Here is a 16,153-nt window from a genome sequence, read left to right on the forward strand (position 1 = left end):
GCCGCGCCGTCACGCGGACGTCGTCGGCTCCGCCGACGGTACGGCTCTCCCCTTCCGGACGTAGATCTCGCCGGGCGGCGGGAACTCCACCGCCGGGGAGAGCCGCAGCTCCCCGCTCTTCTCCTCGTGGTAGTAGTACAGCCCGAACTCGCCGGGGACCGGCCCGCACTCGCCTGCCGCGAAGCGGACCGAGATCCAGGTGTCGCCGCCCGCGGGAACCGGGTCGACACCCCACGAGAACGAGCACTCCGGCTTCGTGTCGGCCTTCTTCATCAGGTCGCTCAGCTGGAGCTGCGCCCCCCGGGAGATGACGCCCCGGCCCCCCTCGCGGAAGGTGATCAGGTCGCCGCCCCTGTTCGCCCAGGAGCCGACGATCTGCCCCCGGGTCGGGGCGGGCGTGCCCTCCTCCTGGTCGCAACCGGTCGTGCCCCAGACGAGGAGGACCGGAACAGCGGCGAGCAGGACACGCCGCCCGCCCCTAATTCGGTACATACACTTCCTCGATCCAGTTGATCGTCACGGTGGTGTCCTTCTGCCCGTCCGGCCAGATGTGCTTGGCGGCGTCGGAGCCCGCCTTCATGAACCCGTTGGACTTCCCCTTCTTGTATCCGTCGTCCGAGACGGAGCGCGTCGCAGAGGCTACCGACATGGTGTTCGAGATGGACACCTTGACCTGCCCGACCAGTGCTCCGTGGTCCCACTCGGAGTCGGTGCGCGCCGGCTGGCAGGAGACCCCGAGCAGTTCCCAGTCGAGGTTGTAGGAGCCGAGCGCGAAGCTCGCGGGGCTGCCGCCGTAGATGCCCTCCGTCACGAATCCCGTGGCGTCCGTGAGCGCCTCCCAGGCCTTGGCGACACCGCTGCGGTCGGCATGGGACTTGTCGAACTTCCCGTGGCCCGTGTACTGGCCGTCCTTGATCATGTTCTGCATCTTGCGCAGGAACCCGCGGAAGTGGTCCTCCGTGCGCAACTGCCGGACGAACTCTCCGTCCGGAGGCAGCGTCACGTCGGTCGGACCGCCCTTGGCCCAGAGCATGACCAGCTCCTGGGCGGACAGGTCCATCACCTTGCCCTTCTTGCCCTCCTTGCGCTCCGGTTCGGGGTTCGGCCCCTTCTTGAACGTGGGCTTGGGCTTGGTGAACACGGCGATGTCCAGGGAGGTCGTGCGCCCCGCCGTGGTGTGCACCGTGGCGCTGATGTACGTACTGCCCGTGCCGGGCACCTGGATCGTGTACGTCTTGGTGGTGTGGTACACCCAGCCGCCGTTGGCGCCCATGCTCATGTAGTCCGTGTACGTGCCGCCCTTGCCGTCGCTGCACCCGCGCTCGCAGTCCGTGATGGGGCGCATCCCCGTGGGGTCGGTCTTGGTGACGGGGGTGTTGTCGGCGTAGGCGTAGCCGTTCAGGGACTCCTGGTCCTCGGTGACGAGGACCGGGTCGACGGAGAGGAAGCGGCCGGTCGCCGGGTCGTACTCGCGGGCTCCCACGTGGACGAGACCGGTGTCGGAGTCGACCGGCTTGTTCAGGAACCCCTTGTCGTCCGGCCACGCCGACGGGGCGGCACCGCGGCTCTCGCCGAAGGGTTTCGTGTAGCGGCGGGTCACGGCCTGGCTGGTGGCGTCCAGCGCCAGGGACGACGTGCCGTGGTGGTCGTCCACCATCCAGGTCAGTCCGGACTCGGTGCGCACCGCGGTGATGTCACCGGCCGGGTACGTGCGCTGGGCGCTGAACTTCTTGGTCCCGGTGTCGTAGTGGAGTTCCTGGCCGGCCAGGTAGAGGACGCTCTCGCCGGTGCCGCGGCGGATCAGGAGGTCGCCGTTGGCGTCGTAGAGGTAGTCGGTGGCCCTGGCCCCCTCGGTGAGCCGGACCAGTTCGCCCTCGATGTCCCAGGTGAGGCTCTGTGCCGCGCCCGTCGCGTCGTAGCGCTTGGTGGTGTTGCCCTGCTCGTCGTACTCCAGGGTCTTCGCCGCCCCGCCGTCGACCTCGACCGAGGTGAGCGCGTGGGGCTGGCCGCCGCCGTCGGCGTCGAGGGCCGGATAGCCGTAGGCGGTCGTGGTGCTGCCCGCCGCCTTGTGCTCGACCTGCGTGTCGCGCAGACCGCCGGGCCTGTAGGTCCAGCTCGTCCAGTACGGCGCCGGGCCGCCGAGCGCGGTCGCCGACCGCGTCGTGGCGCAGTCGGCGGACGACGGCGTCCACGCCTCGGTGAGACGGCGGTGGCCGTCGTAGGCGAAGCACTGGGTGTCCTTGCCGTTCGCCTTGTCCGTGACGGACTTGACGTTGCCCGTGGCGTCGTAGCCGTAGTCGACGTCGCTGGTGTACCCGGTGTTCGTCTGGTCCACGGTGTGCATGTTGGACAGCCGGCGGGTGCCGTCCTCGTAGCGGTTGATCACCTGGAGCTGTTTCGCGCCGGTCGAGGTGCCCAGCCGGGTCTCCTCGATCTCCCCGAACGGCGAGTAGCCGATGTTCTGCACGTAGTCGGTCATGCCGTCGGTCCCGGTGAGCATGCCGAGGTCGTTGTAGCTGTTGGTGACCGTCTCCGCGGGCAGCCCGGCCACGGCGGGCATCGACGTGGACTGGACGGTGCCGTCGATGTTGTACGTGGTCGACGTGGTGAAGCTGCTCGGCGCCCCGGCGGTCACGAGCGGGTCGTCGGCCGCGAGCACGGTCTTCGTGCCCTTCGGGCGGCCGAGCGCGTCGTAGCCGGTGACGGCCTGCGAGTAGATCTTGCCGCCGGTGCCGCCGACGTACCGGACGGCCGCGGTCGGCTGGCCCTTCGCCAGTGAGTCGTAGGTGAACCTGGTGAGTTGGTGGGCGGCGTCCTTCGTCCCGTCCCACGTGCCGGTCTTGCGGCCGAGGTCGTCGTAGTCGGTGATCAGGGTCCGGGTGACGTCCTTCAGCGTCGTGCTGGTCGTCACCGGCAGGTCGGCGTCGTTGTAGGTGGTCTCGACGGTCCCCTTGTCCGGGTCGGTGGAGGTCGTCTTGCGGCCGCGCAGGTCGTAGCCGTAGGACCAGACGGCGCCGTCCGGCCCGGTCATCCTGGTGAGGCGGCCCGACGGGTCGTGCGCGAAGAGGGTCCGGGTGTAGTCGCCGCCGGTCGGGTCGGGTCCGGCGTACTCCCGGCGCTCGACGAGCCGGCCGCGGGCGTCGACGATGCTCATGGTGCCGGTGCCCCCGGCCGCGGCGGTGACGGCCGTGCGGTCGCCCTGGTACTCCGTCTTCGTGCGCCACTTCTCCTGGTCGTAGACGCGGAAGACCGACTGGGCGGCGCGGCCCGCGGAGTCGAAGACCGTCTCGGTGGACGCCGGCACCGAGCCCGGGTAGGTGTTGGCGAGGGCGCCCGACGGCGCCGCGTTGTCGTGGATCTGGGTGTTGCTCAGATAGGCGAGCCCGCGGTCGTCGTACAGCGTCTCCGCGATCACCCGGCCGCCGTTCGGCGCGGGCTCCTGCGTCTGGCGGCTGCGCAGCAGCGAGTCGAAGATCTCGTACGAGCTGTTGTACGTCTTGCCGTCCGCCTTAAGGGCGTCGGTGCGCACCCAGGTCTCCTTGTCGTTGTTGATGCTGTACGCGTAGCCGAGGGTCGCGGCGTCGCCGAGCGCGCGGGAGCGGTCCGGCTTCCACACCGTCCGCAGTCTGCCGAGCGCGTCCAGGGACCACTCGGTGACGTTGCCGTTGGCGTCGGTCGTCTTCGTCGCCGTCCCCCACGCGGGGTCCACCGCGGTGGTCGCGGTGAACTGCATCGGGTCCGTGGAGGTCTTCGCGGTGAGCGGGCCGTACCCGGTGTCGTCGGGCACGTACGTCGTGCGGACCGTGGCCCCGCGGGCGTTGGACTCGGTCAGCGGGCGGCCCAGCTTGTCGAAGGTGCTCCCCGTCACCTTCTGGTAGGTCGGCGCGCCGTTCGTGCCGTAGCCCGCGACGCGGTAGGTCGACGTGACGGCGCCCTTGGTCGGGGCCGCGCCGACGGCCTGGCCGTCGTAGGCCGTGGTCGTGTCGGAGACGACGTCGTCGGGGACCTTCGGCGTGGCCGCGCACCCGACGGAGTAGACCTCGACCCGGCTCGGCGTGTTCACCAGCCAGCCCGTGGTGTTCCGGGCGTAGGCGGTGCGCGTGCACGTCTCGTCGCCGCTCTTCGCCGTGTCGCCGAGGTCGTCCACGCTCAGCGGCATGCCGTACGTCGTGTCGTACGCCGTCTTCTGCCTCACCGTGCGCGAACCGGTGGACGTACGGGTGCGGGTCGCGCTCTCACCGGGCTGGACGATCCACGAGTCGGTGGTCCCCCAGCTGTAGACGTGGCTTCCCGTCCTGTGCATCCACGGAGTGTTGACGGTCCCGCTGACCTCGTCCGATCCGTTGTAGACGATCGTCTCGCGGACGAAGCCCGCGTACGGGCGCGCGTCGTCGATCGTGGTTCCCGTGGAGTCGGTCACCTTCTCCACGCGGGGGGTGCCGTCCAGCTCCTTCTCGCCGTCCAGGCCCCGCAGGTACAGGGTGGTCTTCTTCGACCGGGGGCCGTCGGAGTCACCGCCCGTCTCGACGACCTTGCCGTAGCCGCGCCACGCGGACCAGGTCCGGTTGGCCGACTTGGTCAGTCCCTCGTCGTCGGCGTAGCCCCAGCCGGCGCCGCCCTGGTAGTCGTAGGACGTCTGGCCGGTGTCGCCGTGTCCGTAGGGGTCGTCCTGGAGGACGGAGGTGACCACGTACTTGTGGAACCAGTCGGTGACCGGCGCGGCCCCGGACTGGGACCACTTGACGGGGAAGCAGCGGCGGGTGTTCCTGTCGACCGCCGACGGCATGCCGGAACCCCAGACGCAGTCCGGGTCGGAGTAGTTGGCGGTCAGCGTCGAGCCGCTCTCCGACCTGACGGTGCGCACGCGCCACTTGATGTAGCGCAGGGTGTCCTGGCCGCTTCCCTCGACGTGGTTCGGCATCTGTACGCCGCCGAAGACGACCGGGGGCAGCTGCGCCGCGGTGGAGTTCGCCCGGCCCGTGTTCTGGATGGACTTCAGCCACAGGCTCGGCGAGGAGGCGTCCCCGGTGTCGGGGAAGCTCTGCTCCAGGTGCCAGGCGTCGACGTCGCGCCGGGTGGTGCCGGTGCCGGTCCACACCGAGGTGGTGATGTCGGTGAGCCGCTTGCGGGTGAAGAAGGCCGGGCCGATCTGGGTGCCGCACTTGGTGCCGGAGGCGCAGATCATGTCGAAGGGCACATCGGGCCAGTTGGCCTTGGAGTCCTTCGTGAGGCTGTCGCAGCCGCCGGAGGTGACGCAGCGCTCGGCGTAGGTGAAGGAGACCTGCTGGGCGGCGGGCTTGGCGTAGATCAGGTCGCTGCGCAGGCCGTAGTCGATGCGGTTGAGGTAGCCGCCGCGGGTGTAGGCGGTGCCGTTGACGCCGGTGTCGGCGTTCTTGGAGTAGTAGTTCGTCTCCTTGCCGTACCAGTACGCGGAGGCGTTGCCGTGCGGATCGACGACGTAGTCGAGGTTCCAGCGCCAGGCCTGGTTGCACAGGGTGTCGCCGAAGCCGCTGGACTTGTAGCAGGGCTCCCCGGCGTCGTCCCCGGCGACCGGGACCGTCCACACGGAGTTGGTGACCGGGTCGTCGTCGGCGGTGTCGGTCGTGCCCCCGTCGCTCCAGCCGGGCAGCCGGCTCCGGCCGAAGAAGTACTGGACCCCGGAGGCGTCCGTGACCTTCCAGTACTCGGTGTTGTTGTCGCCGTTGCCGGTGGCCCCGGTGAGGTGCTCGACGCGCGTGCCGTCCTCGTTCTTCGGCTTCCAGGTGCCGCCGGATGCCTCCGAGGCGGCGGCGGTGTCGCAGGCCGCCTTGTCGTCGCAGGCGTTGACGAGTTCGACGGCCTTGCCGTTGAGCACGAGGGTGGCGTTGGCGTACTTCCAGCACAGGTCGCCCTTGGTGCTGTTGCCGTCGTCCTTGCAGGAGGCGTACTTGCGCTCGATGTAGGACTCCGTCATGGAGAAGCCCTCGCCGACGACGGAGGTCTGGTTGTTCTCACCGGCCGTACGGCCGTCCACCGAACCGGAGTTGTACGAGATCGACAGGTTCGGCGCGGGGCCGGCCGTGGCGGGCGGCACCCGCAGCGGGTAGTTCCAGTTGAGGTCGCCCGTGCTCCCGCCGGCCTCCCAGGTGGCGCTGGGCGACAGCGAGGTGGCGCCGTAGTCGCCGCCGCCGCCCGAGCCGCCCGCCGCCGCGGCGAGCACGACCGCGGAGCCCGCGGCGAGGGTGCGGGCGGGCAGGGCGCCGCTCAGCGTGCGGGCCGCCGCGTCGTTGTCGGCGCCCGCCACCGGGGTCTGCGTGCGGCAGGCCGCCCTGTCCGGCGTGGTCAGCGCGCACCCGGGCAGCGTGACCAGGCGCAGGCGGGGGCCGAAGCTGCCGCCGTAGGCGTCGCCGAACGAGGAGTAGTCCAGGGAGACGCGCAGCCCGTCGGTGTCCGCGGCGCCCCGGCGTTCGCCGCTCGGAGCGACCGTCAGCAGGACGCCGTCGACCCCCGCCTTCCGGGCCGCGGCCCGGGAGCTCAGGCTCAGGGCGAGCGGCTCGGCGGGGCCGGTGGCGCGCGCGGTGGGCGCGGCGCCCCCGGCCTCGGCCTTCCGGTGCGCGGGGGCCGGTGCCTGGGCCAGCCGCACGGGGAGTCCGCCGACCGTGGTCCGGGTCCCGCCGGACGCGCCGACCGACACGGCGGCCCTGCCGGGCTCCGGCCAGGCGGCCTTCCCGAGCCGTTCCCGGGTCTGCCGGGCGGCCGCTGCCGCCTTGTCCCCGGGCGCCTCGGAGACGCCGCGCCCGAACCGTCCGACCTTGTCGATCTTGGCGTCGGAGGGGTGTTCCAGTTGCTTGCGCGCGGACATCGACTGGGCCTGCGCGGCGAAGTAGTCGCCCGACGGCGTGACGACCTGGGGCAGCAGGGCGAAGGAGGCTACGAGTGCTCCACGGACGAGCCATCGGGGGACGACGGCTCCGGGCACGCGTCTGGGCACGGGCGCTCGAGACATGGTGGTGTCCTGGTTCTGGGAATGGGTGGGAAGCGCCCGGCAACGGAACCGGAACGCTGTACGGGGCGGCGCGAGAGGCCGGTCGGCGCCGGAGCCGTGCGCGGCGGTGGGACTCACCTGCCGCGCACGGCGCGCGCCCTCCTGCTGGTGGTGCTGCTGCGTCGGTGCTGCTGTGGTTACCGCTGCGGTTACTGCTGTTGCTCGGTGTTGAAGCGGTTCGCGACGGTGTCGGTGGAGGTCGCACCGGCCCACACCCGGACGCTGTCGACGGATCCCGGGAAGTAGCGCGCGGCGGCGCCGTCGATCTTCGCCCGGCCGATCTCGAAGGCCCCGCCGCCCTGCCAGGGGGCGGTGTAGGGGACGCCGTCCTCGTCGCCCATGAGCGCGCTGTCGACGTAGAGCCGGAGCGCGCCGAGCCTGGACGTGTCGTCGGGGTCGGGCGCCGCCTGCGCGTCGTACACGACCGTCAGCATCGTGGGCACGCCCAGCTGGGCCGTGGTGGCCGCCGTCGCCGTGCTGGTGGTCCAGGTGGCGCCGGTGCCGTCCTTGCCGGGCCGGCCGAAGGTCCAGCGTCCCTGGGTGCTGCCGGCGGGCTGTTCGTACCAGACGCCCCACGCGGACTGGCTGGTGCCGGACTGGCCCATGACCTGCACCGCGTACGACTTGCTGGTGTCGGCGAGCTTCGCCGGGGCCAGGGTGACCCAGGCGGTGGCGGTGAACGAGCCGGTGTCGTCGACGACCGGGCCGGTGGCGGTGGCGTAGGCGCTGGTGCCGTTGAGGGTCATGGTCTGGGTCGTGGTGACCTCTTCGCCGATGTCCGGGTCGCCGTGGCTGACGGTGGCGAGTGCGGCGCCGTTGAGGGTCAGGTTGCGTCCGAAGCCGCTGGTGTCCTTGACCGTGGTACCGGTCGCGTCGGTCGTGTCCGTGGCGTCCCACCTGGACACCAGGGCGGGGACCGGGTCGCCGGCGGTGCCGTCGCCGAGGTCCTCGTCCTCCAGCCAGGCGTCGTGGGCGACCTCGGTGTCCGCGAGGGCGCGGGACCAGACCTTCACCTCGTCGATGGTCCCGGCGAAGTTCTCCTTGCCGCCGGTGTACCAGAGCCGTCCGACCTGGAGGCCGCCGGACGCCTTCCACGGGGTGGTGAAGGCGGCCGGGCTGCCCTGGGGGACGCCGTTGACGTAGAGCTGGACGGTCTGGGCGGCGGCGTCGTAGACACCGGTCAGGTGGGTCCAGGCGTTGAGCACCGGCGCTCTGCTCCCGACGGAGCGGACGATGACCGGGTCGGTGGCGTCGCTCTGGTGGCGGTTGAAGATCCAGGCGTTGTAGGCGCTGGAGTAGTAGAGCTGGAACCCGGAGGCGTTCGTGCCCGCCTGCGACAGGACGGTGTAGTTGACGTCCTTCTTCGCCAGCCGGGCCCAGGCCGACACGGTGAACGACTTGGTGGTGTCGAGCACGGCCGCGGAGGTGGACAGGTACGCCGTCGTGCCGTTCAGCTTCGCCGCGCCCGCGCCGCTGCGGGCGAGGGTGTCCCAGGCCGCGCCGGACGAGGTCAGCGGGTGCTGGGTGGCGGTGGTCGCGTCGGTGAGCGTGTTGTCGAGGTGCCAGATCCCCGACGGCTTCTCGGCGCCCTTGACCAGGAAGCTGTAGGTGGCGGTGAGCGAACTGTGCTGGGCCGCGTCGTACCCCCAGACCTGGATGGTGTTCTCCCCCGCCTGGTTGGGGGTGATGGTCTGCGTGGTGGCGGTGCCCTTGGCGACGGTGATCGGGCTGGAGACCGCGCCGCTGTTCAGCTTCCACTTGAAGCTGGTGACGTCCGACTGGATGCCGGCCGTGGTCGGGTTGGTGTCGCCGGGCGTGAAGGTGAACCGGCCGGGCGTGCCGACCCCACCGGCCGCCGGATCGGTCCCGGACGGCTTGTAGACGCCGTCGGCGCTGGTCACGACGGGCTTGGGCGGGGAGTCGGTGTCGACCCGGAAGTAGCACCACGACGACCAGGCCGAGTCCAGGACGCCCGTGCTGCCCCGGTCGGTCTTGTAGTACGCCTGCGTCTTGACGCGCATCCGGTAGTCGGTCTGCGCGGTCAGGGCCGTGGACGTGCCGGTGCGGGGCGCGTTGTCGGCGGCCCAGGTGCCGTCGGGCGAGTACCCGGACCAGGCGCGGCTGGACCCGTCGGCCTTCCACACCTCGAACGCGGCGCGCAGCTGCGCGTTGGAGCCGTCGGCGGACTGGACCGTGGCGAGCGCCTTCGGGGTCGTGTCACTGGTGGCGTACGGAAGGGAGGAGGCGTTGCAGGCCCGCCCGGTCGTGCCGTCCTGGACGCCGTACGAGGTCGGCTTGTCGGGGTAGGAGACGTACGTGACGGACAGCTTGGCGTCGTCGCGGAAGCGGGCCCAGGCGGCGGCATTGGACTCGTCGTGCGCGGTCAGCGAGAAGGTGATCTGCGACGTCTTGTTCGCCGCGTACGAGGCGAGGGTCGTCGTCAGGTTCTCGTTGGTCTCCTCGCCCACGTTGTCGCTGAAACGGACCCAGTTCGCGGGCTGCGAGGGGCTGCACAGACCGCCCCGGCCGTAGGCGACGTTGCGGTCGCCCATCAGGTCCACGGCGGTGGGCCGCGACGACCAGGTGGTGGACGACGATATGCCCTTGTCGACGCGGCTCAGGTCGTACCACTGCGGGTCGCAGGTGAAGGTCCACTCCTGGTAGACCTCCATCGTCGCGTCCAGGACCTTCTTGCCGTGGATCGAGGAGAGCGGGTACTCGAAGTAGAGGCGCTGGGTGTACGGGCTGCTGGAGCAGAGGTAGCCGCCGTAGTTGGAGCAGCGCCCCACGCCCTTGTCGCCGTCGAACTCCCAGAACTTGTCGCCGTCCGACGACAGGGCGGTCCAGTCGCCGAGCGCGATGCCCTTGGTCGGCGGGTCGATGTACAGCGGGAAGACGGTGTCCTTGCCGTGCAGCAGGCCGAGGTCGGGCTGGATCCGCAGGGTCGTGTCCGTGACCTCCAGCGGGACCTCGGCGACGGCGTCCCCGTCGCCGGGGCCCTCGGCCGGGGCCGGTTCGCCCTTGGCGGCGGGGACCGGCGTCTCGTCCGCCGGCGTCTCGTCGGCCGCGGTCTCGTCGGCGGCGGTCCCGTCGGCGGCGGAGGCCGTACGGGTCGCCGCCTTCCCGGCACCGGCGGCCGGGGTGTCGCCGGACGTGGCGCTGGGGGCCGGGGTGTCGCCCGCCGAGTCCCACATGCGGCCCGCCGGGCTCTCGAACACCGGGGAGCCGTCGCCGTCCCGCGCGACGAACCCGCCGTCGGCGGTCGCGGCGACGTCCAGGCCCTTGCCCGCGACGGTCAGCCGGATCGACTCCAGCGCCGGATTCCGCGCCGCCTGCGCCGACTTGACCACCAGCACCGAGGTGTAGCCGGTGCTCAGCGCCGTCAGCTTCAGGTCCACGTCCGGCAGGACGGACGCGTAGGTGGCGGTGGCGCCGTCCAGTGCGGGCTCGGGCAGGGCGGTGGGCCAGCCGAACGTCAGCCCGCGGCCGCCGTCGTCGAGGGTGACCAGGCCCGCGCCGCTGCCGCCGCCCGAGAAGGCGACGTCCGCCGTGGTGTTCCTCGCCCGGACCGTGCCGTCGGCGCCGCGCACCAGGGTCGTGTCGAGCGACGCCCACCCGCCGGCGGCGTCGCGCGCCCGCACCGGAGCGGCGTTCATCTCCTGCGTGAACGTGCCGTCCGGATTGGCGAAGGTCTGCGAGGACGGCGTCGTCGCGCTCTCCACGGCCACCCGCTCACCGCTCCGCGCCGCCAGCGCGCTCGCCCCGGACTCCGTGGCGGCCGCGCCCCCCGTGCGGCCGGCGGGCGCGGCCGAGGCGGCCTGCGCCCCCGCTCCCGCGACCGGCGCCGCGACCCCCAGCAATGCCGCGACGACCGTGCATCTCCACACCGTCTGACGCCAGTTCAACCCTCTGCGTGCGAGCACGCCCCACCCCATTCTGAGAACCCGGTAAGAGACTGTGAGCACGACGTGGGGGTGCGGCGGCACGACGAGCAGTGCCGCCGCACTCCACGACGACGACGGCGCGGATGCGTCGCCACCTCCGAGCAGGCGACCTCGGGCCGCGGACCAGATGCTCAGCGAACTGTTCCGGGTGGTGGTTGAGGATGTGACGAATGTGGGTGGAGGAGCGGGTGGGGCGGGGCCGTCACCGGGGCCGACGGTGCCCGCACGCGACGTGGCGGAGGCTGAGCATGTCGGCGGCACCGAGCAGCCCGCGCGTCAGGAAGTACTCGGCGAGGTCGGCACGGCTGGGGCGCACGGCGGAGTCCGGCCACAACCCCGCCCTGACCTCCTTGAGCACCTTGTCGACGTATCCCACGCTGTAGCCGGCGCACCGCGCCGCCACCGCACGGTCCTTCAGGTCCTGGAGGGCGGGATCCGCGGACAGCCAGGGCGCCAGGACCGCGACCAGCACGCTCCTGGACGACTGCTGGACGAGTGTCCGCTCCACCTGGGCCGTGGGTTCGGGCCCCCGGTAGGTGACCGTCCCCGACCGGGCCTCGCCCTCTTCCTCCTCCGGCTCGACGGCCGGGTCGATCACGATGCCGACCTCGATCTCGCCGTGGGGCCCGAAGTAGAGGACGGTCCGGCCGGGCTTGAGCCGGATCGACACCCCCGGTCCGACCTCTTCGTATCCACCGCGCGCCAGGGTGATCCGGAGGCGTCGGGTGCGGGAGTCGTTCAACAGCGTCCAGTGGCCCGCGACGTACACCACCTGCGGGCAGTTGGGTCGGCGCGAGATGTACCTCTTCAGGTCCGGGTTCCCCTGCGCTATCACCTTCCTGGTGAGATAGAAGGTCTCCTCCGGGAGAAGGTGCACGAGTTGCAGCCCCTCCCCCGTCGGAATCTCGACGGTCGCTCGTGGTGCGGTGTGCATGACCCCCCGATCATTCGACGAACAAGCGTGCCTGGTCGATCAGTCCGCTCAGGACCACATCGGCGACGATGACGGTGACGTTGTCTGTTCCTCCCGCTTTGAGCGCGGCCTTCAGCAGATGCGACGCGGCGTCCGTGGGCGCCATGTCGGCGGTCGACAGGATCAGCCGGCGCAGTTCCCGCTTGTCCAGGTCGGCGGGCAGTCCGTCGCTCGCCAGCACCAGCCGGGTGTCCGGGCGGGCGGTGATCGCCCACAGGTCGGGGCGGGCCGGTACGGACGAGCCGATCATCCTCAGCAGCGGGCCCTGCGGCGCGGAGTGCGGCTTGGTGATCTGTTCCACCGTCGTCCGCTCCGGGGGGACCGCCCAGACATAGCCGTCCCCGACGTGCGCGCCCACGATCCGGTCGCCGATCACGGCGCAGGCGTCCAGGGTCGTGGCCATGCCCCGCAGCCGCGGATTGCCCTTCACGTGCTGGAGGACGGCGGCGTTGGCGTCCCGGAAGCCGCCCTGGAGATGGTGGTGCGTGTGCTGCGCGGTGCGCCGCCACGCCCTGACCACCGCCTCGACGGCCAGCTGCGAGGCGACCTCGCCCGCCGGGGCGCCGCCGACGCCGTCGGCCACCACCAGCAGATCCGTGTCCGCGAAGTGGAAGTCTTCGTTCCGTCGCCGGTGGCGGCCCGCCGAGGTCGCCGCCGCCCCGTGCAGCCACACCTCGGCGCCGTCCTCGCGCTGCCGCGGCGGCAGCGCCCGCGGACGCGACGGCTCCACCCGGGAGACCTCCGCCCGCACCGCCGGCTCCCGCCCCGCCGGGGCGTCATGGCCGTCCGTCCGCCCGTCGCGCGGCAGGGCGGGCAGCGACTTGCGCGGCGTCGTGATCGGCGGCGCCGGCCGCTGGTCCTCCCACGTGGAGGTCTCCTCCCGCGCGGCGGTCGCTCCTCCCGTGTCCTTCGACCGCCCGAGCGGCGGGAGCGTACGCGAGGGCTCCCGCAGCGGGGGCGGGCCGCCGCGGTCGGGCGGCCGGGAGGCGGGGTGCTCCTTGACGGGTGTCGCGGCGTGCGCCCCCTTCCCCGGCGCGCCGTTCCCGGGCGCGGGCGAGCCCTGCGGCGCCCCGGCCGGCCACCGGGGCCCGGCCGGGGGGTCGTCGCGCTCCCGGGAGCGGCGCAGGAGGGCGAGGCACAGTTCTCTCAACAAGAAGATCACCACCGCGAGAAGAAGGATGCTCAGGACGATGGCCATCAGGTTCACGAGTTTCAGCATGGCGGCTACTCCGACTCCGTCGCGGTACCCGCCTCGTCGCTGAGGCTCTCCTCGGCTCCTTGGGGCAGACCGCTGAGCGCGATGTCCGGTCCGACCGGCATGGCCAGTGCGTTCGGATCGTCCCTCGTCAGGTCCTCGGTGACCCGGCGGAGCATGAACAGCGCGTTCTTGGCCGCCGTCACCTCGTCGTGCTCGGTGAGGCGCTGGCGCGGATCGTAGGACAGCCACTGGTCGGCCAGGTCCGCGACGTCCTTCGGCAGCCCCATGACCAGCTCGTCCAGCCGGGCCGGGCGGTGGTTGCGCTTCATCAGTTCCGCGATGTGCATCACGTCCGGGTCCTCGGAGAGGGCCCGCGCCTCCCGGGACAGGGCGGGGTGACCGGAGATCAGCCAATACAGCAGGCTGCCCATGGCGTAGATGTCGGACAGCGGGGAGCGGTGGTCGCGGAACCTGGTCACCGTCATCTGCTCGAAGGACATGTAGAACGGGGTGCCCCGCGGACGGTCGCTCTGCGTCGAGTTGACCTGCGAGAACTGCTTGGCCAGGCCGAAGTCGGCGAGCGCGGGGCGCAGATTGCGCTCCTCGTCGTCGTCCCAGGAGAGCAGGACGTTCTGCGGCTTGATGTCCAGATGGGCGATGTTCTGCTCGTGGACCGCGTCGAGCCCCCACAGCAGCTGCTCGACCATGATCAGGCACCACTCCAGGGGCCTCGTCCTGGCCACACGGCGTCCATAGACCGCGAGCGAACCCGGTACGTAGTGCGGGGTGACCGTCCACAGCCACTTGCCCGTCGCCCCGCTGTCGAGCACCTTGACCGCCCAGTCGCTGCGCACCTTCTCGGCGGCCTCCAACTCCCTGCGCCACTCCTTGGCGTTGCGGCCCTCCTTCGACAGCAGCTTGAGGACGTACGAGGCCGGGGCCCCCGCCCGGTGCAGGTCGCGGCAGAGCAGGACACCGGCCGCGTATCCGGGGGTGTCGGCGTTCGGGAGGTTCCCCACCACCTGCCACCGGCCGGCGAAGGTGCTGCCGGGCGGCACCGGCATGACCGGCGCGTCGACGTCGTCGCCGATGGTCTCGGCCGAGCTCTCCCCGCCCTGTTCGGACGGGTGCTCGCCCGTCTTCCGGGCGTCGGGGCCGGGCCGCCGCCGGCCGGCGCCCGCACCGCCGAGCCGGGCCACGGCCTCCACCGCGGTGGGTGTGATCACGGACGCGTTGCGGTCCGCGAGGTCGGAGATCATGCGGGCCGGGAGCAGGGCCAGCCGGAACACGACGTGCACGACCGCCACGAGCAGCAGCCACACCCCCATCAGCGCGTAGTCCACCGCCCAGCCCACCGCGAGCGACCCCACGCTGGTGATGGCGGCCGTGGCGCCTCCCGCCACGTACGCGGCCACGTCGTCCATGCCGGTCGCGGCGTCGTTCCCGCTGGTGGTCAGGTAGGCGCGGTAGCAGCCGAGGACGATCGAGCCCAGCACGGCGACCACCGACAGCGCGTAGACCGCGGAGGTGACGGCGCGCTTGACGCCGCGCGGCTGCTGGTCGAGCGGGCCGACCCGGTGCGAGTTCCGGTCGGCCAGGACGAACGGCAGGCCGCCGAGCACGAGCGTCCCGCCGACGAACACCCAGGCCACCGAGGTGGCCATCTCCAGCTCGGGGCCGCTGGCGTGGATCACGCCCCGGGTGGCGTCGTACCGGTCGGGGGCGAAGATGGCCTTGGCGGTCAGGGCGACCAGGTAGTACTCGGACCTGACGAACAGGAACGCCCCGATCACCGCGATGATCGCGGCGATCAGCGGCCACACCGGCCAGCCGCCCTTGGAGATGCCGTGCCGGGCGGCCGACACCGCGCGCCCGGTGTTGTCGGCGGCCGCCTGCAAGTCCGCCGTCACCAGTCCGACGCAGTAGGCGCACCACTCGGCGAGGGCGACGGAGACGGCCTGCACCTGACCGCGCAGGAAGGCGAGGAGCGGCAGCAGCAGGATGCAGGCGACGCCCACCCAGACCGCGACCGGAACGCTGTTCACGTGCCACCTCCGGTGGAGCCGGCCGCGCCCTCGAAAAGGTGCGCGGGATATCCGGGACGGGTGATGGAGACGGTGGCGGCGCCGAGATCATGGAACTTCTTGGTCCACCGCTTTTTCCGCGCGTCGCATCGGACGGCCTGGGAGCAGGTGAAATCGACGACCGAAACCGCCGCTCCGGTCATCCGCGCCGTGGACTGCTGCTGCAATCCGTCGGGAGCGAGATCGGAGGCCATCACCAAGTGCCGGACGCCCTTTCCGGAACGGTCGGCGAACTGCTCGGACGCGTTCTTGAGACAGCCGCCGAGGTCCGTTCCCGGCGCGGACGGCGAAACGTTCAGGGCGCGCAGGCGCCGCCCTTCGGCCCGGGCGGCGGAAAGCGCGCGATCGTGCAGCTTCTTCCACCGGTCGACGAATTTCTGCGCGCTTCCGGATACGTGGCTGCCCTGGAGCGGAGCCGAACTGCCGTCGGCGGACACGGGCTCACCCCGCAGCGCCGGAAGGGTCAGCTCCAGCTTCGGAGGCTCGCCGTACGTGTTGACGCCGATCGTGTAGACGTAGACCTTGCCGGCCTTTCGACCAGGCACAACGAGCTTCGGCAAGGCTGCGGCCACCGCGTCCCGCGCCGCCTCGCGCCGGGCGGTGGGGTAGGAGCTGGACGTGTCCAGGCAGACCACGACCAGCGCGCCGGGCCGGGTCGCGGCCGGGAACGAGGCGTCACTTGCGTCGACCGCTCCGGCGCTGGAATTCCCGGACGGGGCGCACGACGCGCAGACCGAAACGGCAACGAGAAACGAACTGGAAAGAAGAAAACGACGCGGTCGCCGACCGCGATACGCAATACGCATGATCAACCCCCTGCATGATCGTGCACCGAGAGTGCGCGAGAGCACCGGTCGGCATGACGGCATGGACGGCCGCCGCGGACGTGAAACGAAGAGACGAGAGCCCAGCCGTCGCGAGGGACGGCGG

General features: G+C 71.6%; 7 protein-coding genes. All 7 read right to left on the minus strand.

Annotated features, from left to right (window positions below; all coding sequences use genetic code 11):
* Positions 1-9: 9 nt before the first annotated feature.
* The 7 genes from ACIP5K_RS01530 to ACIP5K_RS01560 all read right to left on the minus strand — a co-directional run bounded on the left by ACIP5K_RS01530 (position 10) and on the right by ACIP5K_RS01560 (position 16,029).
* Entirely contained in the window at positions 10-492 is a 483-nt protein-coding gene (locus ACIP5K_RS01530) for a hypothetical protein (RefSeq protein ID WP_401403862.1), read from the minus strand.
* On the minus strand, positions 479-6,985 hold the full coding sequence (locus ACIP5K_RS01535) for an RHS repeat-associated core domain-containing protein (RefSeq protein ID WP_401403864.1): 6,507 nt from the start codon (positions 6,983-6,985) through the stop codon (positions 479-481). Before ACIP5K_RS01535 ends, ACIP5K_RS01530 begins: the two co-directional genes overlap by 14 nt.
* A 188-nt stretch (positions 6,986-7,173) precedes the next feature.
* A complete protein-coding gene (locus ACIP5K_RS01540) occupies positions 7,174-10,752 on the minus strand; it encodes a LamG-like jellyroll fold domain-containing protein (RefSeq protein ID WP_401405219.1) in 3,579 nt (1,192 codons plus the stop codon).
* A 418-nt stretch (positions 10,753-11,170) separates the two neighbouring features.
* Positions 11,171-11,902 (minus strand): hypothetical protein, encoded by a 732-nt coding sequence (locus ACIP5K_RS01545; RefSeq protein ID WP_401403866.1) that lies wholly within the window; start codon positions 11,900-11,902, stop codon positions 11,171-11,173.
* Positions 11,903-11,912: 10 nt separating this feature from the next.
* Positions 11,913-13,160 (minus strand): protein phosphatase 2C domain-containing protein, encoded by a 1,248-nt coding sequence (locus tag ACIP5K_RS01550; protein ID WP_401403868.1) that lies wholly within the window; start codon positions 13,158-13,160, stop codon positions 11,913-11,915.
* 5 nt (positions 13,161-13,165) lie between these two features.
* Positions 13,166-15,184, minus strand: coding sequence for a serine/threonine-protein kinase (locus tag ACIP5K_RS01555; RefSeq protein ID WP_401403869.1), 2,019 nt, complete (start codon positions 15,182-15,184; stop codon positions 13,166-13,168).
* Positions 15,181-16,029 (minus strand): hypothetical protein, encoded by an 849-nt coding sequence (locus tag ACIP5K_RS01560; protein WP_401403871.1) that lies wholly within the window; start codon positions 16,027-16,029, stop codon positions 15,181-15,183. Before ACIP5K_RS01560 ends, ACIP5K_RS01555 begins: the two co-directional genes overlap by 4 nt.
* Positions 16,030-16,153: the final 124 nt, after the last annotated feature.

The organism is Streptomyces sp. NPDC088785 (assembly GCF_044750685.1).
GTDB lineage: Bacteria > Actinomycetota > Actinomycetes > Streptomycetales > Streptomycetaceae > Streptomyces.

Bases quoted from the DNA above. Each gene is read 5' to 3' on its own strand.
- ACIP5K_RS01530 (WP_401403862.1), bottom strand. From the start codon at position 492: ATGTACCGAATTAGGGGCGGGCGGCGTGTCCTGCTCGCCGCTGTTCCG.
- ACIP5K_RS01535 (WP_401403864.1), bottom strand. From the start codon at position 6,985: ATGTCTCGAGCGCCCGTGCCCAGACGCGTGCCCGGAGCCGTCGTCCCC.
- ACIP5K_RS01545 (WP_401403866.1), bottom strand. From the start codon at position 11,902: ATGCACACCGCACCACGAGCGACCGTCGAGATTCCGACGGGGGAGGGG.
- ACIP5K_RS01550 (WP_401403868.1), bottom strand. From the start codon at position 13,160: ATGCTGAAACTCGTGAACCTGATGGCCATCGTCCTGAGCATCCTTCTT.
- ACIP5K_RS01560 (WP_401403871.1), bottom strand. From the start codon at position 16,029: ATGCGTATTGCGTATCGCGGTCGGCGACCGCGTCGTTTTCTTCTTTCC.